The organism is Zunongwangia sp. L-65 (genome assembly GCF_056859415.1).
Genome location: NZ_JBSXOK010000075.1, coordinates 38,377 through 64,468, shown reverse-complemented (window position 1 = coordinate 64,468; position 26,092 = coordinate 38,377). Strand labels below are relative to the sequence as shown.

Below are 26,092 nucleotides of genomic sequence, written 5' to 3'. Positions count from 1 at the left end.
ATTAAATTTCAGGATTTTTTGAATATTGATCCCACAAAGAATCTATCCCTTTACCCGTAAGTTTTATCCAAGAATCCTCTGAGTATGTTTTAGATCTCATTTGTTCGTCTAGTTTATAAACAATAGCATCATAGTAATTTTCACTTAACCAAACTAAAAATCTGGCGGTAATCCGATAACTATTGGTATAACTTTGATTTTCATTAAAATCGGTTAAAGACCATCCGGCTCCCGGATTATCCACTCCATATTTAAATCGCACATAATCTGCTACACCTTCAGAAAGCCAAACTGGCCCACCACCCTGTGGGTATGACTGAATAAGATGCATCACCTCGTGCGTGATAAGATCAATATCAGTTGGTTTTTGTTTTAACCACCGGCTACTTACTGTTATTTCTCCGTTAAAAGCATAAGCCACACCTGTGTAAGAAGTATCGATATTAATGGTAATATGCTTTTGGGCACCTGGATTAAAATCTTTTAAAAGCTTTGGATAAACTGTAAATACGGTAGAAACAAATTTATCCTCGGTTCCCTCTTTTAATGTGGAATCAAAATTTTTAAAAGTAATCCTAAGATTGTCTTTAGAATATTCCTCAACTTCCTGAGCATTTACTTGGAAGTTGACAAAAAAAAGAACCATCACTAATTTTATTATTTTCATCTTTAAATATTTTAGTAGAGTTATCCGCACTTAAGTCTCCTCCCACGCAATACACGTGGGAAAGAGCCTTTGTGAATAAACTAACTCAATTCAAACTTAAAACTTACCATCCTGGATTTTGCATAATAGCAGGATTTGCATTGATTTCGTCCTGAGGAATAGGCCATAAATAATGTCTTTGATTGAATATCCTATTCTCAAAAACGACTTCATTATAAAAATTAGCTTCTTCTTCCGCGTTTATATCAAGACCATGAGCAGGTCCATCGAAATACAATTCACCATTTTTCCAGCGTCTTACATCAAAATATCTTACACTTTCAAAGGCTAGCTCTACTCTTCGCTCTTTATGAATGGCTTCGCGCATGGCATCCTGAGTACCAGGAACTGCTATACCTCCTTCACCATAACCAGGTATTCCTGCTCGTTCCCTAATCGCATTTAGATAAATAAGAATATCTGGGTTACCGGGATCTACTTCATTTAAAGCTTCGGCATAATCCAAATAGATTTCAGCCAGTCTTAACATAGGTATAGTTCGGTTTTGATTTGATCTCGCTCCCGTAATCATATTTTTACGCACAATATATCCAGTAGGAGGATAGTCGTTTCCTCCTGCTGCACGTCCAGAGTTACCATTATACCAAGTCTCTGTAATGATATTGCCCACAGAGGTAGTATTAAGCCATAAGCTATTGTTATAGGTTATCCCCACATAAAATCTAGGCTCCCTGTTTACCCACTGGTTATAGGTTGATCGTTGTGTAAAGTCATAAGGAGCTCTGAAATCAGAAAAACCAGTTTCCATAAAACCAGAATTGGGATCGTCGATTGATCGTCCATTACTCATAAAATAAGCATCGACCATCTCTTGCGTAGCACTTAATCCACCTGCACCCTTTACTTCACTATTACTAATTCCTGAATGTAAAGGCGTAACATCGTAATGATAATAAATTGTTCCTCGCGTTCTTGCATAAATAATTTCTTCATTCCAGTCTTCCAACATTACATCCCGGGTAGAAAGGTAAGGGCTAAATGATCCAGTGTTATCATTTTTTCTGAATAACTGAAAGGTTCCTGGAACGAATTCGTCTATAAATGCTTTGGAAGCATTTGCAGCCTGCTGCCATTTAGAGGTTTGGACAGACTGATCTATTAATGAAGTTCCTTCTTCGTTTACTAATTCTGAATAATCGGTATTTCCATTAAATAATGGGCTTGCATTCAACAATAAAGTTTTCTCTTTTATGGCGAGTGCAAAAGGACGGCTCATCCTTCCTGCATTTTGTCCTTTAAAAGCGACACCATCAAGGCTATTGGCTGCTGCATCAAGTTCAGAAACAATATAGTCTACGCATTCCTGCATGGTATTCCTGTTTAAACCTTCAAGATCTGCATCCGGTGATATAGGTTGATCACCAATAAGTACAACTGGCCCCCAAGAACGTATGAGATTATAATAGAAAAAAGCACGTAATATTCTAGCTTCGGCCACAAAACGCTCGACACGGTCTGGTGGACAATCCTGACATTTATCTATATTTTCGATAAAAGTAGAAGAGGCTCTGATTCCCCGATAGAAATTGGACCAAAGCGAGTTAACATTGCCTGTTGTGGCGTTCCAATCCCCTATATTTAAATAATTCCCCATGTGAAAGGACCAAACATATTCGGCTTCATCTGAGGCTCCTGTCCAGGGCCCAGAATGTTCTGTGGTAGTATATCGTTGAGCCATCTCATTAGGAATACGGCTATAAATATTCGCTAAATACGATTCTACATTCACTCGCTTTGCAAATGTTGCTTCAAATGTTAGGCGATCATCCGGCACCTGATCCAAAAAATCATCATTACAGGAGATCAATAACATAAATAGTAAAAGTCTTAATGTATATTTCATTTTAATAAGTTTAGATTTTGTTACGCTCATAATTCCTCGATTTTAGAATTAAAATCTAAAGTTTGTACCCAAGGATACTACCGATACGTTGGGATATTGGCCTCCATTGTGTCCTGTACCATTATCAGTATTGAGTTCTGGATCCCATAAATCAAAATTAGTAAAGGTTAGCAGGTTAGTTCCTCTCAGATAAAATCTTACATTTCCCAGACCTATTCTTTCTGAAATAGTATTGGGTAAAGTATATCCAATTTCAGCAGTTTTAATTCTTAGAAAATTTTGATCTCTTTGCCACCAGGTACTTACCTGAGTATTATTACTTTGCCCCACTCCGGAAGATCCATAAGAAAGCCGGGGAAAAGTGGCGTATGGATTATCATTTTCTGGAGTCCATCGGTCTTCAGCAATTGCAAACAAATTACCACGACCACCATCTCCAGAGAATGGTTGCAATCCTATGCCTCTAATCTGAATATCCGCTGCATTTTGTCCCTGGAAAAACACACTTGCATCAAAACCTTTATACTGTGCACTTAAACCAAAACCGTAGGTGAGATAAGGAACATCCCCTTCACCGATTTGTTGTTGATCGTACGCATCTATACGACCATCACCATTAAGATCTTTATATTTTATATCTCCCGGCATAATTTGGCCGAATTGTTCCGAAATTCCTTCTCCATCATTAGGGGTAATAAATCCGTCTCCGTCAGTGTCATCTTCCAAAGTATATAAACGTTCGGCCACATATCCCCAACGCGCCAGTAACCCAGAACCTCTGCGATCGAGCCATGGATAGGGTTGTTGCGGTACTCCGTTTTCGATTACTTTATTTTTATTATAAGAGAAGGTTCCTCTAAAGCTCAGGCTTAATTCGTTAAAGGTTTTGTTATATTCTATTGTTCCATCAAAGCCTTTATTTTCACTATCACCTAAATTCCCGTAAGGATCACTAACAAGCCCTATATAACCAGGAACGTCGGAACGTTGTAGAAATGTTCCCTTATTGCGTTCCCTAAAGACATCAACTATTAATTTAAAACTGTTTTCAAAAGCATTAATTTCAATCCCTAAATCTTGTTTTCTGGATTCTGCCCAGGTTACATTAACGCCTTGATAGGTTTCGGCTATTCCTCCAAAAGAAGTTCCTGCATTTTCTCCGAAACTATAGCCGTCCTCCCCGGTTTCTACCCGACTTAAATAAGCAAACCTTCCTGCTCCAGAAGCCGAACCCACCAAACCATCAGAATACCTTATTTTAAAATAATTAATAGTATTTGATATAGACTCAAAAAATTTCTCATTGGATAATACCCAACCAAAGGCTAATGAAGGAAAAAAACCGTAACGATCATTTGGACTAAAGTTTTCTGAACCGTTATAACCGGCATTAGCTTCCACGAAATATCGATTATCATAAGAATAAGTAGCCCTACCCGCAAGTCCCTGATTCCTATAAGGTATAGACCCTACAAAATCTCCAGCGAAAGCATCAACAAAGTCGGTTCTGTTAAATAATAATAAACCTGTTACCTGGTGTCTACCAAAATTGCGGTCGTAATTTAAACTCGCTTCCAGATAAAATCGGCGATTTCCTCCGTTTTCCCTGCTATAACCTAAAAAGTTTCCCCCTTCAAAAGTCTCATTAAGAATAATTTCGCCATCTTCAGTATAAGGATATTCCTGATTAACATAATAAGTACTTTCTCGCTTACTTCTAATAATATAATGCTGATTAAACGCATCGAAGGAGAATAAGCCACTTAAAGACAGGCCATCGGTTAAAAAATTTAAATCCTGGGTTAATCTTAAGTTAGAATATAACTGGTTTTTATTTTCAGAGCGATAACCACGTTTTGTAACATCAGCGTAAGGGTTTCGTAAATCTCCATTCGGACTTATTCCGGGAACATACCCTCCGGGATATAACACAGGATACTCAACCGGTGGAACGAGCATTGCCTGAGTAAAAACAGAATTCGCTCCTGTTCCAGAAGGATTATTACCATTAAATGTAGGCCAGTAGGGATAGTTCCCATCCGAGATATATCCCTGTACTCCCAAGTGTGCTTTTGTTGTGGACGTAATATCTACCGTAAGGTTAGAGGTGAAATTATATCTTTTATATTTTGTATTCGAATCATAATCTTCCAAGCCGTCAGTTGTAAACATTCCTTTTTCATCATAATAACCGATAGAAATATAATACTTGGCAGCTTCTGCCCCTCCGCTTACATTAGTGGAAATACGACGATTACGACCAAAATCATTGAATATTTCTTCAAACCAGTCTACATTAGGATACAATAACGGATCATAATTATTCGCTGTCCGTTCTATTGTTTCCTGAGTATATCTGGCCGGTTGGCCTCTAGTAGTTAAGGCCTCATTAGCAAGTTCCATATACATTACCCCATCAGCTAAATCTGGCATACGGGTAAAGGTGGAAATCCCTTCATTATAATCTACAGATATTTGAGGTTTTCCCAACTCGCCTTTCTTTGTTTCAATTAAGATCACTCCATTTGCTCCTCGTATACCATAAACAGCAGTGGCAGATGCATCTTTTAATACTGTAAAAGACTCGATATCCCGAGGATCGAGGTTATCTAAAGAACGTTGCACTCCATCCACCAATATTAGTGGAGCATTACCACCGCTAATATTGCTAATTCCTCTAATCCAGATATCTGCTCCATCATAACCAGATAACCCCGAACGTTGTACACCGGTTAAACCGGCAACTCTTCCCGCCAGCATTGTGGACAAATTAGCGACCGGTTGTTGTAGTTCGGCCGGCTCTATAGTAGATTGTGCCCCTACTACACTAATTTTCTTTTGTTTACCATAGCCTACAAGAACCACCTCATCTAATGATTGTAGATCGTTTTTCATGGATACGTCCAGAACGGAGCTTCCATCTACAGCTTGTTCCAGGGGATTCATACCTACATAAGTGAATACTAATGTCGCTCCTTCCTTCACCGTAATGGTATAATTACCATCGAAATCTGTTTGCGTTCCATTTTGTGTTCCCTTTTCCATTACCGAAACTGCCGGTAAAGGCATCGAATTGTTATCTGTCACCGTACCTGAAACAGTAATCGTTCCCTGTCCATAAAAATTCTGGACATTCAGAGTCATTAAAAAAAGAAGTAATAACGCGCTTTTAGGAATCTGCCGTAAAGCATTATCCTTAAAACCACAGATTTTGTTAAAACTTGCTTTCCACCCTTTTTGTAAGAGTAATTGTTTTTCCATGCTTAGTTAGTTTTAAAATTAAAATAAAATCAACTAAAATATTTTAGTTAATCGTTTTAGCCAAGAAAATACAATAATTCCACACATTCAAGTAAAAAGTTAATTTTAACATAATTAATTATTAATATTATAAAAAGCTAAATATGTAATTACTGAAATTTTAAAATCAAGAACATCGGAAAATTAAACCCTCAATGAGGACTAATCACATTTCAGCTGTTATAAATAATAAAGAAACTCTGCTATTACGATTACCAAAACAACATTCTGCCGTAGCGACCTCTTAAAGTACCCAAAGAATGATACCAACACAAAGATTTGGAATATTCAACATCTCAAATAAGCATGTAATTATATTTTTTAAAAGAACTGAAAGACCACTCTATAAATTTCGACTCAAACCTCAAAAATTAAGCTTTTATTTGTTGCACTCTTAACCCCAACCAATGCATTTAAGACAAGCCTCAGAGAACCGAAAACAAATCGCTACAGTCATCACTTTTTTTACCATTCCCCTATCAGGATTCATGACCGATATTTATTTGCCTTCCTTTCCATCAATGGCACAAAACCTTTCGGTTTCTGAAAAAAGTATTCAGCTTACATTAACCTGTTTCTTTTTAAGCTACGGTTTTGCCCAATTAGTTGTAGGTAGTATTTTAGATAGTCTAGGCCGTTATAAACCAATATTATTTTCTTTAATTGCTTTAATCATTAGCAGTCTCGCGATTACCTGGACAGATCAGGTTTGGCTCATCTGCTTTTGGCGAATCGTACAGGGATTAGGAACTTCGTTTATCGTTGTGGCAAAAAGAGCCTATTTTGTAGATCTTTACGATGAAGAAAAACGGAAGCACTTTTTAAGCTTTTTTACTATCGTTTGGTCATGCGGACCTATAATTGCTCCCTTTCTTGGTGGCTATTTAGAGAGTTTATTTGAATGGCAGGCCAATTTTTATTTTCTCGCTATTTATGCAGGAGCTTTATTTATAGCTGAATTATTTTTTAGCGGAGAAACCATTAGAAATGTAAAGAAATTTAACCTGAAAAAAACTTCGATGCTTTATATGGTTATGCTTAAAAACAAAGCCTTTGTATTTGGGATTTTAATTTTGGGAATGGCCTACTCTACCGTTATGGTATTTAATATTGCCGGCCCATTTGTGGTAGAACATCACTTTGGTTTTAATGCTGTAACCACCGGCTACTGCACGCTTATTCTTGGAATTTCCTGGATGATAGGGGGAATTATAAGCAAGACGTTTTCTAAACAAAACTTTTCTAGAAAATTAAAAGTATCGGCTTTTACACAAATCATACTACTTGTTCTATTTGTGATCGCTGCTGCTCAATTAGACCAGTTATATCTTTTAATCATTTTTGCATTTTTGATCCATATTGTATCGGGCTTTATTTTCACCAATTACTTTACACAGAATATGATTTATTTCCCAAGCAATGCAGGGATAGCAGGAGGTTTAATTGGCGGATTGCTTTATATTATAACTTCTATCATAAGTTTTTTAATATCATCTTCAGGAGAGATCGCGAGTACCTTCGATATGTCCATACGCTATTTAGGTGTTGGCATTCCGCTGGTTTTGGTTATTTTTTATTCTACTTTTTTAATTCTGAAAAAACAACAGAAAAAAGCTAAAATCACAACAGTTTGATCTTTGAACTTTAAGCCAAATTGAACTATAAATTGAAGGTAATTTTTAATGCTACACATTACTACCGACTAATTGATAGACTTTTTATTAAAGGCTTAAAATAAGTTATGCCTGGAGATCCTTTCATTTTCACGGAATTCAGGGATGTGGCCCTTTATTTATTCCGCTACATTGCATAATATATAAAGCATCATTGGCTATGATCATTTTCCGGATACTCTAAATTGATAATCAAATTGAAAAAACCAAGGTCTCTTTTAAACAGGCATGTCGTCATACTAAGTGCGGGGTTATTCATAGCTTCGCTATGCTTTAAAAGCTACTGTATAGAAGATAATTGTGCAGATGCTATAGGATCTTTTATTCTTGGAACAATAGGCTTTGTAATGGGTGGTGCCCTGATCTGCTGGTTAGCAAATCCCTTTATATTTTTGTCTTGGATTGTCATTAAAAAGTTTCCAGTACTCTCGTGGATACTAAGCGGAATTGCCTTATCAACAGGCCTTTTATTTATGACTTTTGACCGTATCATCATAAACGAAGCCGGACATTATAGTCCAATAACAGGTTATGCTTCAGGCTACTGGATCTGGATTATTAGCATAGCTATAATATTTTTATGGAATAGTTATAAACTTCTGTATAAGCGGTTTGGTATATTAAAAAAATGAAACTATAGAATTGATGGAAATTTGCTTCAACAAAATGTATAAACGCATCCTATTAAAAACAGTTCAAATAATTCAGATTGTATTTTTTGTATTTCTTATAATTTGTTTTGAGTCCTGCTCTTTACCTAAAAAAATAAATACTACGGTAAAACCTGGAAAAACCCCAGGTTTAGATACGATGGTATATTCTAAATCATCTGTATTTGAAAGAGGATTTGCCCATGTAGAAAATGATAGTACAAATTTCTATATCGATACCACCGGACAGCGTATTTTCGATACTATTATAGATGAATATCATCCCATAGACAGTATTATTCCAACCGGCGCCGGCTTTGTTAGTTTACGCAAAAACCAAGACCGCTTGTTAAAAATTGTTAGCAATAAAAATTCCTACGGGTTGGTTGATGATAAAGGAAAAGAAATTATTCCAATAGTCTACGATTTAATTCAATTTCATTATAAACGCTATCTCTCACTTTATAGAAAACAAAAAATGACCTTTGCAGATAGTTGGGGGAACCAGTTATTACCCTTAAAATTTGAAGAAGTAAGATTTTTAACCAACAGGTACTTTGATGTAAGTGAAGGAAATAAGTGGGGTGTTTATGATAGCAAAACCGATAAGTTAATCATCCCAATCGCCTATGATGATATTGACTATTGTGGTGGTTGTGGTCATAAGTCATCTTACATTTATGCCAAGAAAAATGGTAAGTGGGGAATTATAGATTTTAATAATAATATATTAATTCCTTTTAACTATGATCATGTGCATTCTAATATGCGAAGTGACCAGTGGGTCGCTTCATTTAAAAAAGAGGGTAATAATCTTATTATAAATATTCCTTCAACTAAAGAGTTTGATGATTCTGAGTTTAATTCCCTGGAGATTATAAACGGAGTACTCATTGTCGAAAAGAACGACAAACAAGCGATAGTTAATAAACAAGGCGTACAAATTTCTGATTTCGAATATGATGAAATATCAGCTTTGTATACTAGCTTTCAAAACGAGGCTTACCTTTCTGTAAAGAAAGATGGCAAATACGGTATTCTCGATACCCTTGGAAAAACTATTGTTCCCCCTATCTATCGGGAACGAATTATCCAGATAGGTGATTATTTCTACATAAAGCAAAATGGCAAATATGGCGTATTAACTAAAGAAAATAAAGAATTACTCCCCATAAAATACAAGCAAATCACCGAAATCATCCGACAAACTGCTGAAGGAAATGAAAAGATTGTGTTTCAAATAAAAAATAATGAACTTAAGGGCCTATTTTTTCCTGAAACTGGCGCACTGATCCCTCCCATATTTGACAATGTGCGAGTTTATCATAAAGATCAGGCGTATTATGATAGTGATTTTCCTCCGCAGTTGGTACAAGTCGTAAAAAATAATAAAATAGGCTATTATACGATCAATGGTGAAGAAAAACTATCTCCTTCTTATACTGATATTAGTTTTCTCGGAAAAGATATGGCTATACTGCGTAAGGATAAAGAAACTCAAACCGGCCTATATGATATCAGGCAACAAAAAGTCATAATTCCCTATATTTATGATAACATGAGCAAAATTTCCCATAATCCAGAGCTGATCATGGTTATCAAAAACCAGAAAAATAATAAAACTGCTTATGGAATTTTTAACACCAAAGGCAAGGAAATACTTCCATTACAATACCAAAGCATACAACAGCTTTACCAGCAAAACTTTTTATTGCAGCAACAAGATGGTGATTATTTACTCTGGAATGCCCAAAAGCAAGAAAAAGAGGTATTAGCCTTCCAAAAGGTGAGCACCATAGAAAATTATCCTATTTTAATAGTAGAAAATGAAAAAGGAACAAATCTATATGATGTAAAAACAGGAAAACTATTATTGGATAATATGATGAGTAAAATCATTCGTCTAAACAATGGCCAATTCGCAGTATTTGCTAAAAATGACCAGGACCAACTAAAATACGGATATGCCAATAGCCAAGGAGAACTTGTTGTTCCTCCAATATACGAGCCCGATAATGCTTCCACGGTTTATGATCTTCAGTATCGAAATTATTTCCCACTCTTTAAAAAAGATGCTGTTTCAGATCGAAAATTAATTGGTTTTGCCGACTTTGATGGAAAGATTTTAGTAAAACCTGTATACCATAGTGTTTTCCCTGAGGTTAATGGGAATGGTTTCATCACCGAAATAAACAGAAAGTTTGGATTGATTTCAGCGTCTGGAAAAGAGCTTTTACCCCCAAACTATGATATTAACCCGTTTAGTTCCTATCGTCCTTATGGCAATACTGCAGAATTCAATTTCCCCCTCATGTTTGGTAAAAACGGACAATGGCAATACATTCAAAAAAATGGTAATATTTTACCGATAAGCTCTAATGAGGTGATTGAATTTATAAAACGCAGGCAGTAGTTTCTATAAAAGCTTTCATTAAAAAACTCAAGAAATTTTACTCTTATCAATACAATTAAAAATGTTAGAGAGCCACTTAATCCAAACCGCTATAAAAAAACAGGAAGCATTAAGCTTCCTGTTTTTATGCAATTATCAACCTGAGTTTAAAAATTAAATGCTCTGATCCCGACAGTTATCGAAACAGCACCTCATCATTACTATTTAAACCTGGCGAAGATCATTTATTTTAGTTAAGCAACCACATTTGGGCATTGATATCATCACCTTCAGAAAATTGTCGGTTAATGGCTTCCTCCAGATGCTCAGCGTTATTTGTTGCTTCATCCATTGGATACATCCAACGCTTAGGAATTCTTCCGTTGTTTAAAATCCCTGCTCCGTCAGTATTGAATTCTGGAAATCCAGTGCGACGTTGTTCAAAGAATATTTGCCACCCGGTATTCATAAACATCGAAATATACTTTTGCTCCAAAATCTTTTGAATTTCATTACCAGCATCTAAATCAATACGATCATTATCAAAATAATCTTCAGGCATTGGTGTCTTGAAAAAATCAAAAGAAGCCGCTACTCCATTTCTATAATGTGTTTCAGGATCTACAGCAATCCAGGAACGTACCGCAGCTTCAGCAATAATAAATTCCTGCTCCCAGTAGCTCATTAAAATGCTAGGCTCGTTAACGGGATCGAAAAAATATCGCTCTGCAATCCTACTCGCTTCTCCCGAAACAGCTTTTGAAGTATTTATATTTAAATCTTCACTACCCTTCAATCCTCCGTAGGATTCAAAGTCATTCATATCATCATCAGCCGCAGTTGGTTTAGGTTCTGCAAACCTAAATAATCGTGGATCTTCAAAATCTTTCAATTTATCGACAAAATTTTGTTCCATATAATAGGCTGTTTGTAAATCGTTATCATTAAAATATGGATAACGGTTATCCTGAATATTAAAATAATTTAAAGCTCCATTATCAGAATTTGATGTCATTAAAGGATATTGAGCCGGATTATTAATGATTTCCTGAAATCTTGACCTAATATTTAAATCACTATCTCCCGTCTTATTGGATAAACTCATCAATACCCTTAAATAATAAGCATTAATAAGTTTTCGCCACTGTAATTTATTCCCCTTAAAAATAATATCCCCTACAATAGGTTCTTGATTTTCGGCTAACGCATCAGAGACCGACTTTAGATCATCCAGTACGCTTAAATAAATACTCTTTTGAGAATCATACACCGGTTGATAAATAGCTTCAGTAGCTAAAACAGCTTCAGTATAAGGCACATCTCCAAAAGTACGGGTAAGATCGATTATAAAATAGGAATTGAAAAAACGTCCCAGAATTTGATAAATCTCGATCCCTGCTTTTTCAGATTCTTCCATCATTTTTTTAACTTGTTTCAAATCGTCATACTTTCCAAAACCCGAGCGCTGCCAATTATAATATTGATTGGAGTTAACACCATTAGTATAGGATAAATATCGACTGGCAAGCGCACTGGATAGACTAACATTATTAAATGCTTTTGTTTGTATGTTGGTTAATAATAATTCTGGACTAACCGAAGTCGCCCGATTAGGATCTTCCTGCAAATCCTCAATTTTACTACAACTTGTAAAGTAAAAAAGTGGAAGGAGCAATAATATGATAATAGCAATAATACGTTTCATGATTTAAAATTTTGCGTTTAGGTTAATACCAATGCTTCTGGTGGCCGGTGCCTGTAAATTATCCCTTCCGGGATCTGGATCTACATTTGGTATTTTAGAAGAAAGCCATAAATTACGCCCTATAAAAGATAAGCTTAGATTATCGAAAGGTAATTTAGACAATATATTTTCTGTAAAATTGTAACTTAAGGTGACCTCTCTAAGCTTAATAAAATCCTCTTTATAGTAGTGGTAATTTTTATTATAACCATTACTGGTGGTCTGCATAAAGTTGATGTAGTTTACAGGAACATCATTAGGAGCGTAGGTTCTGGTATCATTCAAAATATTTCCGTTAACATCATAGCTAACATTCCCTCCTACTACTTTAACTCCGTTTCCTATAAATGTACTTTCTCCATTATTGGCATCATCACGATATTGATTAACCGTACCTGGTGACGTACCTCCCCACCACATTTTTTGATTGGTGGTTGAATACATTAAACCGCCTAAACGGCCATCAAAAAGAAAAGATAAGGATACATTCTTATAAGATATGGTATTTGAAATTCCATAAGTAAGATCTGGCTCATTATAGCCAATAAACCTGGAATAAGGATCTGATACGGGATAGCCGTTTTCAAAAATCACCTCTCCCGCTTCATTGGTTTGATATACCCCTGCGTAAATTTTATCTGTACGATCGCCCACACGAATAAATCCATCGGTTTGTTCACGATCACCATAAATTTCTTCCTGATATCTGCGATACTGACTTAAGTTAATTTGGGTATTCCATCTAAAATTTTTGGTCTTTACCGGTGTACCGTCCAGTACAACTTCAATTCCTCGACGCTTATATTCGTCTCCATTCAGCAAAATACTATTGTATCCACTACTCTGGGAAATAGAACTGTAAATTAAATTATTATAATCCCTGGTTTGGTAATAAGCGACATCTATTCCTAAACGGCTCTGTAAAAATCTGGCGTTCACACCTACTTCCCAGGTATCAGAGGTTTCGGGTTTTAAGTCGGAAGATAAAAGCTCATTTCCAAAATAGGTAGAAGGTGTACCATTCCAACTGGTTCCCTTGTCGTATGCCTGAATGTGATTATAAGGATTATTCCCTATTTTACCTTCAGAAACCTGGGACCAGGAACCCCTTATTTTTCCAAATGTCATCCATTCTGGTGTATTCAGCAATTCGGTAAATACCAGTGAAGCGGATATAGAAGGGTAAAAGAATGAATTATTAGCTTCTGGTAATGTAGACACTTTATCATTTCTCCCGGAAAGGGATAAATAAAATGTATCATAAAAATCAAAATCTACAAATCCATAAAAACTGTGAATAGTCTCTTTTTCTTCTCTATTGCTGGCGATAAAGGTGACTCCAGCATTATTATCCAAATTGTAAAATCCGGGAATATTTAAACCATCTGTAGCCGTAGAATGGTTGGTAGACTTACGGTAATAATTTACATATGCCAATTCCCCAGAAACCCCAATTTGATTTGCAATTTGATTTTCATATTTCAAACCAAAATCAGTAGTAATATCAAAATAAGTAGCATCAACTACCGTAAAATTACCTCTTGAACGCGCACCATACCCAATATAACTCTTGGGCTCCTTATAAGTCCTATTTAAGCCATAAACATTAGTGCCTCCACGACCTTTTAAGCTTAAATGAGGAGTAAGTTTATATTCTATATTTAAATTTCCAAAGACATTATCTTTACTATATCCACGCTGATATTCATAGGCCTGAAAATAAGGATTATTATAATAGGAAACATTGAAATGACGCTGCTGGTATCCTACTTCACCTTCTCTCCAGTAATTTCTTAAATCACGGATATCCACATCTACTCCCGTCCATAGCACGAGGTTATACAGGTAATTAGTAGGTCCATAACCAACTTCAGGAAAATTATCCGTATACTGTTTATTGTATGTCAATGCAGAATTTATCGAGAGGTTTTCAGAAGGATTTAAACTTCCGCCAAGGTTAAAAGACGTATTATTTAAATCGGTATTAGGAACAATACCTTTTTGATAAACATTAGAGATAGATGTTCTAAAACTTGCTTTTTCACTTCCCCAGTCTACGCTTACATTATTAGTCTGAATCAATCCTGTTCTAAAAAAGTTTTCGATATTATCTGCTCCTCTGGATACATACGGTAGCGGAATAAGTTCTCCGGTATCTGGATTAACTTCACTATTATATTGTGGTGTTTCAAAATAGCCACTAGGAGTGCTAGAATCTAATTGATCTAAGCGTGGCCCCCAAATCCAGCCACCACCTTCAGTTCCAGAGCCACTTCCGTTTACGTAGGCATAAACACCCTGATTTCCGTTTCCATAAGTGGTTTGAACCTCAGGAACTTTTATAAACGAAGGCTGGAACATGGTCGAATTATTTACGGTAACCGTAAGTCTTCCTTTTTTTCCTTTTTTTGTGGTAATCATTATCGCGCCGTTACGCCCTACCGATCCATATAATGCCGATGCTGTAGCTCCTTTTAAAACACTTATGCTTTCGATATCATCAGAATTAACCTTCCATAAATCGGTAGTACGATCTGGAATACCATCAATAACTAATAACGGACTCGCCCCTCGCAGACTAATTTGTGGATCCTGAAATAGATCTGTAGAGTTTTGAATATTTAATCCCGCAACCCGTCCGGTAAGGGAATTAACAAAATTAGGTTCTTTTGCTTTTTCCAGTTGCTGCCCATCAACTTCCTGAACAGCATAGCCTAAAGCCTTTTTCTCTTTCTTAATTCCTAAAGCGGTAACCACAACTTCATTCAATTGAGAAGCATCTTCTGCTAAAACAACATCAATAATTGTTTGATCTTTTACAGCTATTCTTTGGGTGCGAAAACCCATGAAAGAAAATTCCAATGTATCACGGGACGTTGCTTCAATGCTGTATTTCCCATCAAAATCAGAGATGGTCCCCTCTGATGAATTAAGTAATAGTACGTTAACTCCTCCTAAGGGAATTCCATCATTATCAGTGATTTTACCGGTAATTTGGTTTTGGGAAAAACCGATAGTCGTTGCTAGTAAAAGCAACAGTAGCGTAATTTTTTTAGTCATAATGCTTAATTATTTGTTTGGGTTGGTGTGATCCATGTATTCAATCTATGATTGGGAGTTTCCATAAGTATTTTATAGATATCAGCTTTCTTCCCTATATTAAATTCAGCTGTTCCATTTTTTATTTTTGCACTCCCTAAAAGCTCATATTCATCCTTCGCGCCATATTTAACGTTATTGGTCCTGGCCACATAAAATTTTGCCGGAGTATCAGTATCGGAAAGTGCTTTCCAATTTAGTTTTAAATTAGCTCCATCAAGATTCGCTGAAAGTTCTACAGCATCCACCATTCCCAAAAGGGGAACCCCATCTAACTCTTCTTTAACTGAAGTTTCCGGATAAAGCTCAAGAAAAGAAATCATTGTGGGCAGTATATCCACGATACCCGGGATTTGCTCCTTAAAATAGCTATTCCCCTTTTTATTCATCGCAATCCAGGTGCTGCGTTCACGATCAGATTGCCCCCCATGATGTTTTCCATCTTTAGCAGTTCGACCATGGTCTGTGGTTACGATAAAAAGCCAGTCTTCATTAAAATTGGACTCTCTATATTTTATAGCTTCATAAATTTTTCCAATAAGTTCATCCTCAAATGTGATCGCATTATACAGTTGGGGACTATCCCCATACCCATGTCCCATATCATCAGAAAACTCCAGATAAACCCAGGTTAAATCAGGTGCCTCATTTTGGATATACTCTGCAGCCTGATAAGCTACTTTCTTATCTATATTCTTAATGTACTCCCGGTATGGATCATGAGGAAAGTTTAGGGTATCTTTTTCGAAACCATCAAAAGCGTAGTCTATCTTTAGAAAATTCGTACCTACTAGATTCTCACCTAGCAGTTTGGTACGGTTATCTTCCCAGGTAGAAAAAATAGCGGTTTGTTTCTCTGGAAAATCATTGGTAAAAAGCCTAAAAATACTTGGATAATTATAGTTAGGCTGTTTAATTTCATTTCCATATACATTGTGTTTATTAACCCAAACGCCAGTTAATAAACTATTATAACCCACCGCAGATATTGTAGGGGTTTCTGAGTAAGTTCCTTTTCTTCCGCCTACATAAGCTTCAGAAAAATCACCTTTTAGTGAAATTGCATCAAGATTTGGTGTGCTTGTCTTTGGAATCATATCTGCTGCGATCCCATCTACAATGATAAAAACGAGCTTTTTTTCTTTTTGGCGATCTTCCTGTGCAATCATCTGATAGCTACACAAAAGAAGCATCATGGCCATGGAAGTGATTTTTAATTTCATGACAATTATTTTAAGTTAAATTTTGCACTCCAAATGTATAGTGAAGATTCAATAAATTGAATGAACGTTCAATTAATAAAAGTTTACTTTAATGTTCCCTTTATGTTACTAATTATGCAGCATTAGCTTTTGTTAATCAAATTGGTATATTTGCTTAAAAAGTCTAGTGGGGCGTAAAAGTTTAAGTGTAAAAAGGCGTAAGGAGATTATTCAATCCTTTTATAGAATTGCTAAAAAAATTGGTCTCGAAAATACCTCAATTGCCAAAGTTGCAGAAGAAATGCAAATTAGTAGCGGACTGGTGATGCACTATTTTAAAACCCGCGACGAACTTTTAATTGGCCTTAATGAATATATTCTGGAACGTCACCTAAATATGGTCAATGCTATAGAGTATGGAGTTATGGATAATAGAAAAAGCCTGGAAAACTTTATTACCGACCTATTCTCCAGAAAGTGGAATAAATATTTTGATGATGGTGTTTTTTATAGTTGTTATGCCTTAATTTATCGCAAAGAAGATTTTAATACCAGTTTTAGAAAATATCTGGAAAAACTTCACCAGGTATTACAGAAAAAATTACTCGAAGCTAAAAATCTAGGAGTGATCTACAACGATAATATACCTGAAATTACGGAAGTCATTTTTGCCCTTATCGATGGATCCTATTACTACCTTGGAATGTTTAATCAAAAAGATCAAACTTATGAGCAACAGGAAAAACTTTATATTAAATACGCAATTAAGCTTTTGGATTTTTCTTAGGCTGTTTTATAATCCTATATATAGCAAATAAAGCTATTAATGCCCATACAATATTCACAAGGATATTCGGAAAATCTTTCAAAGTTGCTGCATTGATAACCAAACACAGCCCTCCTATAACATTTAGTATGTGATATAACGGCTTTTTGGCTGATAAATACCCTGCGCTAAGAAGAAAATAAGCAATGATAAAAATTATTGCTCCGCACCAACCTATAAAACTTATGAATGTCATTGTAAAAATTTATACAAAAAATTTAAAAATTCAGCTTTTATACTAATAGCGTTCCACTCCCGCATTATAAGTCAATATATCAAATTTTAACTTAGAATTCTTGATTCAAGACGGTAACCATCCCTGTGTTATTATACTCTTTATCATTGCTATTAAAGAAAGTTTTTGCAAAGGATCCCAGGATCCGAATCAAGAGACAAGTCTTAAAAAAAGAAAATTCCACCAAGCTGAAAATTGGATAAACCAAAATCTACTCTATACCTGTCAAATTCCGTGCGACCTTCTCCCTCTTCCTTAATTTTCGCATAACGCAAAAGGCCTGTATTCACTTCAAAAGCAAATCTCTTATGAATCAGATACGAGAATCCGGGACGGATATTTGCACTATAACGCTTATAAGTAGCGTCCTCACCTCCAGAATAAGGAATTTTTTTATAAAAATATTCAATAGAGCCCTTTAGGTTAAAAGCCAATTTGTCTAAAATTGGAAAATAACGCTGAATAGTGGGAGCGATGCCCATACCATGAACTGCCCCCTCTTCAATATCTAAATTGGTATAAGTATAGCGCAAACCTACACCTACCAACCAATTATCCGAAAAACTATAAGTAAGATTTGGGGATACTTCCAAATTTATAGCATCAGAATCTGTAGCAAATTCATAATAGTAAGTTTTACTGTTTAAACTGGAAAATGAAAAATGACCGCCCAGTCCCCAACGACCTTTTTCAATAAAAATCTCACTTTTTTCCTGAGCATAGCTTAGCTGAGATAATAGAATAGCAGCTAAAAATAATAGTCTTTTCATGATGTATTTTTGACAGGTCAATTATAGCTGATATGATCTGATAATGATATTGGTGGGGATTAAGTTTAAGTTAAATAAACTGTTAAGCCTAAAAAGAAATGGTATTCAGTATTTAAACAGAAAGGAAGTTCAGTTTAAGCTTTTTTGTCTCTATCATTTTTAGCGACCGCAAATAAGAATACTTCTATTCCACCTAGAGAATCGTTTTAGTTTTTAAAGAATTTTGAATATTGAATTCATTAATTTAAATAAAGCAACAAAGTTGCGTTTGAAAATAAAAAGAGTTATTGTTGCAAAAAAAACAATGACCAAATTTTATGTAAAGCGTATGGGACAGTTCGCCCTACTGCTATTTTTATTCAGTGCTTGCGATAGCGATGATGACTTTATGATTGACACTAGTGCCGAGAAAGTACCGGAACCACCAAAAGAAATTGAACCTGTAGGGTATCTGGCTCCTCTTCAATTGCCAGATACCATAAAACTTACTTATGGGGAAGATTTTATTGGTAAACTGCCAGAAGAGTATCAAAGTCAGAATGTAAGTTTTGAACTGCAATTTCACAGTGAAAATATCGAGATAAGCAGTGAGAAAAACCTGGAGCAGGTATTGGGAACGGGAATTTATGTAGAGGAAACGACAAATAAATTGATGATCGATAGTCAGCAACTCTACCCTAATAATTTTAGTTCTTCGGTTAATGGCAATAGGTTACCTGGGGCCTATGAAGTAACATTAACCGCTAGCGCCTCCCCAACTTATTTACCGGTTAGCAAAACATTTTTCCTTAAAATTGCTCCCGCCAGTGTTCAAATTGAAGAAATGGATAATAGTATGGCCATTCCTTTTGCCTATCAAATGTATAAGGATAGTGATGCTATAACTTATCATCTCTCGACAGCAGGTTTAGGCCTCGAAAATACAAAATGGCAATTACATCAAAACGGACGACCAGATCAGAAAGTAATACTACAGGATAACAAAGTATCATTTGCTGAAAAACCTGGAGATCCAGATCAGGAAGCAGAGTGGACTTACGACCTGGTTGCATCTTTAGAACGCAACGGATTTACATTGGCCACACGACAGTTTCGTATACGCTTTATTCCTGAAATAAAATTCCTGTACGGTATGTATTATGCAGATCTAAACCTAACTATTTATACCAATCGATTACATATCCCCCTACATAAAGCTTACCAGTCATCTGCTCCCCAAATATATCCTGAAAAATATAAGAAATCCTTTTCTATACTAAGCATAGAAAAAGATGGGACTGTATTTAGCAACGAGGAAGAAATCATCAGCATAGATCCTGAAACAGGACAGGTTAAGGTTGCTCATAACCACAGTTTAAACGCGGGTGAGTATCTTATTAAAGTTGAAGCGCAAACAACTACAGGATTAAGTTTTGAGACCAATCTTACCTTGATAATGTCTCAGACTTCAGAAGACAACCATGAGCATTAAATGAGTTACTCTTTTCATTCTATTTTTTGATATTAAAGCAGGCTATTGCGGCCTGCTTTAATTTTTTAAAACATTAAGCAATAACTACATGACTCCATGCAAAGTCGGTAAGCTTTAGATCGAAAAAGCGTTGTGATAATTTCTATGAAGTAAGAAACCCATTGGCGTTAACCACTAAGGGATAAGGATTAACCGAATTAGTTATTGAGGAATTAAAAATTTTCTGTTCTTTAGATAAAGCTTAAATTTACCCTACCAAATAGGATGATAATGAAAACTGCTGAAGAAAAGAAAACCCGAAATACGAAACATCAAAAAGCCGTTTTAGAACTTTTGAAAAACGCAACAAAAGCATTAACAGCAGATGAAATAAGAGAAAAATTAGCCGATAATATTAATAAAACTACGGTTTATAGAATGCTCGATCGTTTTGTGGAGGCCGGAAAAATTCATTTTGTTACCGGACAAAACGGAAAATCATTTTACGCGTTATGCAAAAGCTGCAAGGAAGAACCTCCTAAGCATATTCATAATCATCTGCATTTTCAATGCGAAATTTGTGGAAAAGTAGAATGTCTACCCGAAACCGTAAAAGTACCGCAACTTGACAATTACACGATCAGAGAAACACAGTTGTTACTTATTGGTACTTGCAAACGCTGTATGAATAGCACTAATTAAACTAATCGCTTTTTAAAATTTAGGGGTTGTTGGAACACTTACTAATTCCGATTTTTCAAGTGTCTGGTAAAACATATTTTCAGGCTATACCTGCATATTCTTGTCTACATTTACTGGAATGATATTTAAATGCTAGTCTTTAAATTATATTTTTAAAACGAATTAAATGTTCCATAAGAGGTTAAAAGAACAGGCTATATAATAGCTGTTTCATCAATTACATATTACCAAAAAAATATAATGCAACAAAGTTGCTTTAATTAATTCTCTTTTATACTTTTGAGGCATGTCAAGTAACAACGATATGCAAAAACTTCCGGTTACTGTACTTAGTGGCTTTTTAGGAGCAGGAAAAACAACGCTACTCAATCATTTACTTCATAATCGCGAGGGAATGAAACTGGCAGTGATTGTTAACGATATGAGCGAGATCAATATTGATGCGCAATTTGTCGAAAATCAGCATACACTCTCTAAAACCGAGGAAAAACTGGTTGAAATGAGTAATGGTTGCATTTGCTGCACCCTTAGGGAAGACCTGATGATCGAAGTGGCTCGACTGGCAGAAGAAAAAAGGTTTGACTATTTAATTATTGAGAGTACAGGTATCTCTGAACCGATTCCTGTGGCGCAAACCTTTAGTTTTGAGGATGATTTGGGCCAGTTTAATTTAAAAGACATCAGCTATATCGATTGTATGCTCACAGTGGTTGATGCCTTTAATTTTCTGAATGACTTCTCGAGTGCAGAGCTTCTAGAGGACCGACAATTGGCCAGCGATGAAGAAGATCATCGTAGCATTGTAAATTTACTGACAGATCAGATTGAATTTGCAAACGTCATTCTGCTAAACAAAACCGACCTGGTATCATCGGAAGAGTTACAGCGGGTTCATAGTATCATTAAAGCTTTAAATCCTGACGCGAAGATTATTGAAACCCGTCATGCGCAGGTTGATTATAAGGAAGTTATTAATACCGGTTATTTTGATTTTGAAAAAGCAGAAGCTTCTGCCGGATGGATCAAAGAACTGGAAAATGAGCATAATCCGGAAACGGAAGAATACGGCATCAGCTCGCTTACCTTTAAACACAAAGTACCTTTCCATCCCGAACGCTTATTTAATTTTCTCATGGAGAATTTTCCACATGGAATAATCAGGAGCAAAGGATTATTTTGGTTGGCTTCTCGCCCAGATCAGGCGCTTATTTGGAGTAGCGCCGGGGGATCCTTTAAAACAGATCCTGCTGGAGTATGGTGGGCATCAATGCCATTTAATCAGCGCATCGATCATCCGGTATTTCTAGAAAATCAGGAAAACATAGAGCAAAATTGGGATCCCAAATTAGGAGATCGTAAAAATGAGTTGGTCTTTATTGGCATAAATTACGATAAGGAAAAACTCGAAGAAAATTTAAATAACTGTCTTCTAACGAATTCGGAAATGAACACATGGCAATCAGGAAGTTTACAGCTTCAGGATGTATGGCCTGTTTAAAATAACTAAACCAAAAAATAAGTACTAAAAATCAACAACATGAACTACAAAATCTTACCTCTTTATGCTGCAGTAGCCCTGCTTAGTTTTTCTTCCTGTAAGAATCAGGATAAAAAAGCAAGTGAAAATGTGCAAGTTGAAGAAACATCTCAGGGAGATAGTATTTCGCAGATTACGATTGAACCTTTACTGGATTCTCCTGCTTTTAGTGATGCTAAACTTTCTTTAACTGCTCCATCAGGTGATCAATTTTCCAAAAATACGATTGATTTTAAGTTTGAAGTAGAAAACTACGAACTAGGAGCGCAAACAGATAAAAACGAGATTACTAAAACTTTGGCCAATTCAGATAAAGGACAGCATATTCATTTTATCGTGGATAACAATCCTTATTCGGCGCACTACGAACCCAACTTTTCTAAAGACTTTTCTGAAGGTACACACCATATTGTTGCTTTCTTAAGTAGATCCTATCATGAATCGGTTAAAAACGCAAATTCTTTTGTCGCAAAAACCATTGAAGTAGGGAATTCACCTCAACGACAGTCCAATGTAGATCTCAATAAACCCACCTTAATTTATAGTAGACCAAAAGGAGAATATACCGGTAAAGATACCGAAAATCTAATGTTGGATTTTTTCCTGTTAAATACCGAGCTTTCAGAAAACGGCAACTATGTTAAAGCCACGATTAACGGCGAAAGTTTTGAGATTACGAAATGGCAACCATACATTATTAAAGGGCTACCTAAAGGCGAAGTAAAGATCAGGCTACAACTTTTAGATGCAGATGGCAAGCCAATCGAAGGCGATTATAATGATGTAACACGTAATGTTAGCCTTAAATAAAGAAAAAATCAATAACACAAGCCGGTAAAGTTTCATAATGGTTGGTTTTACAATTAATCACTTTTTACCTCCATCTTTACCGGTTATTTTTTAATGATGAAAAGGGGATTTTCAATCCCCTTTTTTATATATAACCGAATTTATATTCAATAAAATACCGTAGTACGCTTATTCATGGCATCTAATTTTGGACATTGAGTGAATTTTCAAGGAAAATTTGTATCGAATCACCAAAAATAGAAGCTTCGATACAACATCTCTTGCAAAGATTTCAATCAACCTCCGGTAATTATTTCTTGATGCCACTAAAACTTATCCTCTACTTCGGCGACTTCTAACATAAAGTCATGAAGCTCATAGTTTTTTACAAATGGCTTTAGTTGATCGCTGCCCGGGCCATAAGCGGCCAATTCTACGTAATCCCCAGAATGATCCATACTTATCCAGCCTATAGAGGTATATTTCTTCTGCATTTCAGAAAGAGGCCCATAAGGTAAGTTCCCGGTGTTATATAAACCTCCATTATTCTTTTGATAATAATTGAGAAGCACTTTTGCTTCTTCTTCGGTTATGGTTTGATCGCCATTAACACTCGCAACCATTTCCCTTATCGATGAAAATGAATTTGCTTTCTTTTTAATTTCCTCAAGCAACCAGGCATTGGTATGGGTAAAATGCTGTAAGTTGCTAAAGTTTTGATCCACATACTTCCCTTTAATTAAACCGGGATTAGCGTTTCCGTGATCTGTAGTAATAATAACCAGCGTCTCCCTGTCTTTTTCTGCAAAATCCATAACCTCTTTGATCGCTTCATCAAAAGCGATCTGATCGTATAACAATGCCGCTGCATCATTAGCATGTGCTGCCCAATCTACCTTTCCTCCTTCTATTTGTAATACAAACCCCTCATCATTGCTTTTAGATAAGTGTTGCACGGCTTGTTTGGCCATTTCAGCTAAAGACGGGGTATTTTCTTTTAAGTTAGAATCATGAGCACGATCTATCGCGTACGGTAAAGCCTCATCTGAAAAAACGCCCAGGATTTTATTTGATCCTTCATAATCCAAAAGTTCCTTCCTCGTTTTAAAAACCTGGTAGTTTTTATTTTCAAATTCGCTGTAAAGATCACGGCCATCCTCCCGCTTATCGGCCGCAAAATTTTCGTTACCACCGCCCATCATAACATCAAATTCAATTTCAAGATAATCTTCAGCAATTTTATTCTGGTCTCCACGATTCTTTTGCATCACACAAAAACCGGCGGGAGTAGCATGGGTAATAGGAACGCTGGTCACACAACCTACTTTTTTACCAGATTTCTTAAACTTTTGTAGAATAGGAAGATGCTTTTCCCCGTTTGCTGAAACATTTAAAGAACCATTGGGAACTCGTTTTCCACCGCCCCAGGAAGAGCTGGCAGCAGCAGAATCAGTAACCATTGAATCTGCAGAAGCGGTGTCCATAAGGGCACGACTAATTTTTCCTTCACGGTATAAATCCAACCAATGACTTCCCGTACCATTCTTTACCTGTAAAAGCCGATCTGCCATATTTAGAGTACCACTGCTCATCCCATCGCTTACCATAAATATGATATTCTTCGCCTTTTTTGGTGTAAAATCACTTTTGTTGTTCAGCCAGACACTTGGATGAAAATCGCTTACCAATCCCCCAAAAGCAAAAAGACTACTATTTTTAAAAAATTCTCTTCTTTTCATTTAACGCATATTAGTTGCGTTAAAAATAAGATGTTTTTTAGAAATCCATATTATATAGATGTTAACTTTTCTTTTTTATTCTGTGACTAACTTTAGTTGGCGTTTAATGACAATTCTCCACCTGCAGTAATGAGGTCGTTTATGACATCTACTCCCCTGCTTTTATATAAAGGAGGTATAAACCGGATTAAGAAAACACCTAATATGTTTTATACCTTCTTAAGTTAGAGTTTAAAATTCATTCAGCGCTGTTGAATTGAACCTTATTCCAACATAGATAAATCTGCTGCTCCTTTTATTTCCGTGGAAATTTCTCCAAGCCAGCCTGCATTTCCCTGAGCTCCGGTATATACTTTAACAAAATCTATTCCTTGTAACTTCACAAGATTCATCTGCTCATCTACTGCCCAGTCAATATCCATGGCATTTCCTCCATAACTGGCATAATCTGCATCATAATTATCCACATACCCCCATTCCAAAGCATCAATACTGGCAAATCCATCTAAATTAATCTTAGGAAATACTCTGGTGCCCTGAAAGCTCATTTTGTTTCTTTCTTCTATGAATAATGGATAGTAGTTTTGAGTATGATATGCATTAATCATTACACTATCCTGTACGGCTTTACTATCTACCCAGGGTACATTGGCATATTCTCCCGGATTCGAGTAGGTAATTCCGTAACTAAATAGCGTTCCCTCTTTATAGTGAGCACTTCCGGCAAGTTCGTACCACTCATCATCAGCTAATCCATTTCCATTCGCGTCGAAAGACACCTTTACGATACCAGGCTCAGATAGACCTTTCATTGCATTTCCATAGATAATGAAATCCTTATTTTCTTCACGATTTATAATTGTATGATCAAAACTGAAAATAATATAACCACCCCAGGCTCCTAAAGAAAGTGTAGCTGTTTTATCCCCTATTAAATCTATAGCATCTTCCATAGATCCATAAGTAGAGTTTATATACTGCCCCGGCGCCGGTTTATATGCAATTATCTTTGAAATAAATTCACTGCTATTCTCCGTTACCGGTCGATAATAAAGATCATAAGGATCATTGACCTTCAACCTGTAAGTTCTATGAATAGAATCAGAAATAGTGGATACCACCAGGTCGAGGATAAAATTACCGGCTTCCGTCGGGACAAAATTAAGACGTGAATCCCCAGAAAGATGCTGTCCCTCTAACCTCCAGTTAAAACGGGCTTCTTCCGGAAGATTTAGAATTTCAGGTTGGATAGTTAAAGTATCGCTACCAAGAAGTAATTCGTATTCTTTTTGATAGGATGAACTAGCAAATCCCATTGGAATACTAATCTCGTCATCATCATTATTACATGAGCTGAATAAAAAAAGTCCGCTAATAAGGATTAACAGTGAAAATGATAATTTTTGATGCATTT

At 36.0% G+C, this 26,092-nt stretch carries 18 protein-coding genes; 8 read left to right on the top strand and 10 right to left on the bottom strand.

All coding sequences use genetic code 11. The annotated features are described in order from the left end of the window. Position 1: 1 nt before the first annotated feature. From AC13DP_RS16840 to AC13DP_RS16830, 3 genes are all read right to left on the bottom strand, one after another. A complete protein-coding gene (locus tag AC13DP_RS16840; RefSeq protein WP_483068156.1) occupies positions 2-667 on the bottom strand; it encodes a basic secretory protein-like protein in 666 nt (221 codons plus the stop codon). Positions 668-770: 103 nt separating this feature from the next. After that, positions 771-2,600 carry a RagB/SusD family nutrient uptake outer membrane protein gene (locus AC13DP_RS16835; protein ID WP_013072583.1) on the bottom strand — a complete coding sequence of 610 codons (1,830 nt, stop codon included), beginning with the start codon at positions 2,598-2,600 and terminating at the stop codon, positions 771-773. 18 nt (positions 2,601-2,618) lie between these two features. After that, complete coding sequence (locus AC13DP_RS16830; protein ID WP_483068155.1) at positions 2,619-5,831, bottom strand: SusC/RagA family TonB-linked outer membrane protein; 3,213 nt, start codon at positions 5,829-5,831, stop codon at positions 2,619-2,621. Between the two features lie 446 nt (positions 5,832-6,277). Between AC13DP_RS16830 and AC13DP_RS16825 the strand changes: the two genes are divergently transcribed. The 3 genes from AC13DP_RS16825 (at position 6,278) to AC13DP_RS16815 (ending at position 10,606) form a co-directional block, all read left to right on the top strand. Next, complete coding sequence (locus AC13DP_RS16825) at positions 6,278-7,504, top strand: MFS transporter (protein WP_483068154.1); 1,227 nt, start codon at positions 6,278-6,280, stop codon at positions 7,502-7,504. Positions 7,505-7,740: 236 nt separating this feature from the next. Next, positions 7,741-8,175 (top strand): hypothetical protein, encoded by a 435-nt coding sequence (locus tag AC13DP_RS16820; protein ID WP_049771456.1) that lies wholly within the window; start codon positions 7,741-7,743, stop codon positions 8,173-8,175. A gap of 34 nt (positions 8,176-8,209) precedes the next feature. Beyond that, entirely contained in the window at positions 8,210-10,606 is a 2,397-nt protein-coding gene (locus AC13DP_RS16815) for a WG repeat-containing protein (protein ID WP_483068153.1), read from the top strand. A gap of 229 nt (positions 10,607-10,835) precedes the next feature. On the opposite strand, the gene AC13DP_RS16810 is transcribed toward AC13DP_RS16815, so the two are convergent. The 3 genes from AC13DP_RS16810 to AC13DP_RS16800 are packed head-to-tail and all read right to left on the bottom strand — an operon-like array spanning position 10,836 to position 16,651. Next, a complete protein-coding gene (locus tag AC13DP_RS16810) occupies positions 10,836-12,290 on the bottom strand; it encodes a SusD/RagB family nutrient-binding outer membrane lipoprotein (protein WP_483068152.1) in 1,455 nt (484 codons plus the stop codon). Between the two features lie 3 nt (positions 12,291-12,293). Continuing rightward, the gene (locus AC13DP_RS16805; protein WP_483068151.1) at positions 12,294-15,389 is read right to left on the bottom strand and encodes a SusC/RagA family TonB-linked outer membrane protein; all 3,096 of its coding nucleotides are present in this window, start codon (positions 15,387-15,389) and stop codon (positions 12,294-12,296) included. A 5-nt stretch (positions 15,390-15,394) separates the two neighbouring features. Further along, positions 15,395-16,651, bottom strand: a complete 1,257-nt coding sequence (locus AC13DP_RS16800; RefSeq protein WP_483068150.1) for an alkaline phosphatase family protein — start codon at positions 16,649-16,651, stop codon at positions 15,395-15,397. 166 nt (positions 16,652-16,817) lie between these two features. Here AC13DP_RS16800 and AC13DP_RS16795 point away from each other — a divergent pair, with 166 nt between their 5' ends. Beyond that, the gene (locus tag AC13DP_RS16795) at positions 16,818-17,417 is read left to right on the top strand and encodes a TetR family transcriptional regulator (protein ID WP_228250670.1); all 600 of its coding nucleotides are present in this window, start codon (positions 16,818-16,820) and stop codon (positions 17,415-17,417) included. Here AC13DP_RS16795 and AC13DP_RS16790 read toward each other — a convergent pair. Then, positions 17,395-17,652, bottom strand: a complete 258-nt coding sequence (locus AC13DP_RS16790; RefSeq protein ID WP_228250669.1) for a CBU_0592 family membrane protein — start codon at positions 17,650-17,652, stop codon at positions 17,395-17,397. The two genes, AC13DP_RS16795 and AC13DP_RS16790, sit on opposite strands and share 23 nt — an antisense overlap. A 203-nt stretch (positions 17,653-17,855) precedes the next feature. Further along, on the bottom strand, positions 17,856-18,461 hold the full coding sequence (locus tag AC13DP_RS16785; RefSeq protein WP_483068149.1) for a hypothetical protein: 606 nt from the start codon (positions 18,459-18,461) through the stop codon (positions 17,856-17,858). A gap of 304 nt (positions 18,462-18,765) precedes the next feature. Here AC13DP_RS16785 and AC13DP_RS16780 point away from each other — a divergent pair, with 304 nt between their 5' ends. The 4 genes from AC13DP_RS16780 (at position 18,766) to AC13DP_RS16765 (ending at position 22,960) form a co-directional block, all read left to right on the top strand. Next, complete coding sequence (locus AC13DP_RS16780) at positions 18,766-19,932, top strand: hypothetical protein (protein WP_483068148.1); 1,167 nt, start codon at positions 18,766-18,768, stop codon at positions 19,930-19,932. Positions 19,933-20,202: 270 nt separating this feature from the next. Next, entirely contained in the window at positions 20,203-20,613 is a 411-nt protein-coding gene (locus tag AC13DP_RS16775; RefSeq protein ID WP_228250666.1) for a Fur family transcriptional regulator, read from the top strand. Positions 20,614-20,917: 304 nt separating this feature from the next. Then, the gene (locus AC13DP_RS16770) at positions 20,918-22,111 is read left to right on the top strand and encodes a GTP-binding protein (protein ID WP_272956843.1); all 1,194 of its coding nucleotides are present in this window, start codon (positions 20,918-20,920) and stop codon (positions 22,109-22,111) included. 39 nt (positions 22,112-22,150) lie between these two features. Next, positions 22,151-22,960: a hypothetical protein gene (locus AC13DP_RS16765; RefSeq protein ID WP_272956841.1), complete on the top strand. Its 810-nt coding sequence runs from the start codon at positions 22,151-22,153 to the stop codon at positions 22,958-22,960. 305 nt (positions 22,961-23,265) lie between these two features. On the opposite strand, the gene AC13DP_RS16760 is transcribed toward AC13DP_RS16765, so the two are convergent. Continuing rightward, positions 23,266-24,678, bottom strand: a complete 1,413-nt coding sequence (locus AC13DP_RS16760) for an alkaline phosphatase (RefSeq protein WP_483068147.1) — start codon at positions 24,676-24,678, stop codon at positions 23,266-23,268. 263 nt (positions 24,679-24,941) lie between these two features. Next, positions 24,942-26,090: a hypothetical protein gene (locus tag AC13DP_RS16755; RefSeq protein WP_273300301.1), complete on the bottom strand. Its 1,149-nt coding sequence runs from the start codon at positions 26,088-26,090 to the stop codon at positions 24,942-24,944. Between the last annotated feature and the right edge of the window lie 2 nt (positions 26,091-26,092).

Bases quoted from the DNA above. Each gene is read 5' to 3' on its own strand.
- AC13DP_RS16840 (WP_483068156.1), bottom strand. From the start codon at position 667: ATGAAAATAATAAAATTAGTGATGGTTCTTTTTTTTGTCAACTTCCAA.
- AC13DP_RS16835 (WP_013072583.1), bottom strand. From the start codon at position 2,600: ATGAGCGTAACAAAATCTAAACTTATTAAAATGAAATATACATTAAGA.
- AC13DP_RS16830 (WP_483068155.1), bottom strand. From the start codon at position 5,831: ATGGAAAAACAATTACTCTTACAAAAAGGGTGGAAAGCAAGTTTTAAC.
- AC13DP_RS16825 (WP_483068154.1), top strand. From the start codon at position 6,278: ATGCATTTAAGACAAGCCTCAGAGAACCGAAAACAAATCGCTACAGTC.
- AC13DP_RS16815 (WP_483068153.1), top strand. From the start codon at position 8,210: ATGTATAAACGCATCCTATTAAAAACAGTTCAAATAATTCAGATTGTA.
- AC13DP_RS16810 (WP_483068152.1), bottom strand. From the start codon at position 12,290: ATGAAACGTATTATTGCTATTATCATATTATTGCTCCTTCCACTTTTT.
- AC13DP_RS16805 (WP_483068151.1), bottom strand. From the start codon at position 15,389: ATGACTAAAAAAATTACGCTACTGTTGCTTTTACTAGCAACGACTATC.
- AC13DP_RS16800 (WP_483068150.1), bottom strand. From the start codon at position 16,651: ATGAAATTAAAAATCACTTCCATGGCCATGATGCTTCTTTTGTGTAGC.
- AC13DP_RS16790 (WP_228250669.1), bottom strand. From the start codon at position 17,652: ATGACATTCATAAGTTTTATAGGTTGGTGCGGAGCAATAATTTTTATC.
- AC13DP_RS16785 (WP_483068149.1), bottom strand. From the start codon at position 18,461: ATGAAAAGACTATTATTTTTAGCTGCTATTCTATTATCTCAGCTAAGC.
- AC13DP_RS16780 (WP_483068148.1), top strand. From the start codon at position 18,766: ATGACCAAATTTTATGTAAAGCGTATGGGACAGTTCGCCCTACTGCTA.
- AC13DP_RS16775 (WP_228250666.1), top strand. From the start codon at position 20,203: ATGAAAACTGCTGAAGAAAAGAAAACCCGAAATACGAAACATCAAAAA.
- AC13DP_RS16770 (WP_272956843.1), top strand. From the start codon at position 20,918: ATGCAAAAACTTCCGGTTACTGTACTTAGTGGCTTTTTAGGAGCAGGA.
- AC13DP_RS16765 (WP_272956841.1), top strand. From the start codon at position 22,151: ATGAACTACAAAATCTTACCTCTTTATGCTGCAGTAGCCCTGCTTAGT.
- AC13DP_RS16760 (WP_483068147.1), bottom strand. From the start codon at position 24,678: ATGAAAAGAAGAGAATTTTTTAAAAATAGTAGTCTTTTTGCTTTTGGG.
- AC13DP_RS16755 (WP_273300301.1), bottom strand. From the start codon at position 26,090: ATGCATCAAAAATTATCATTTTCACTGTTAATCCTTATTAGCGGACTT.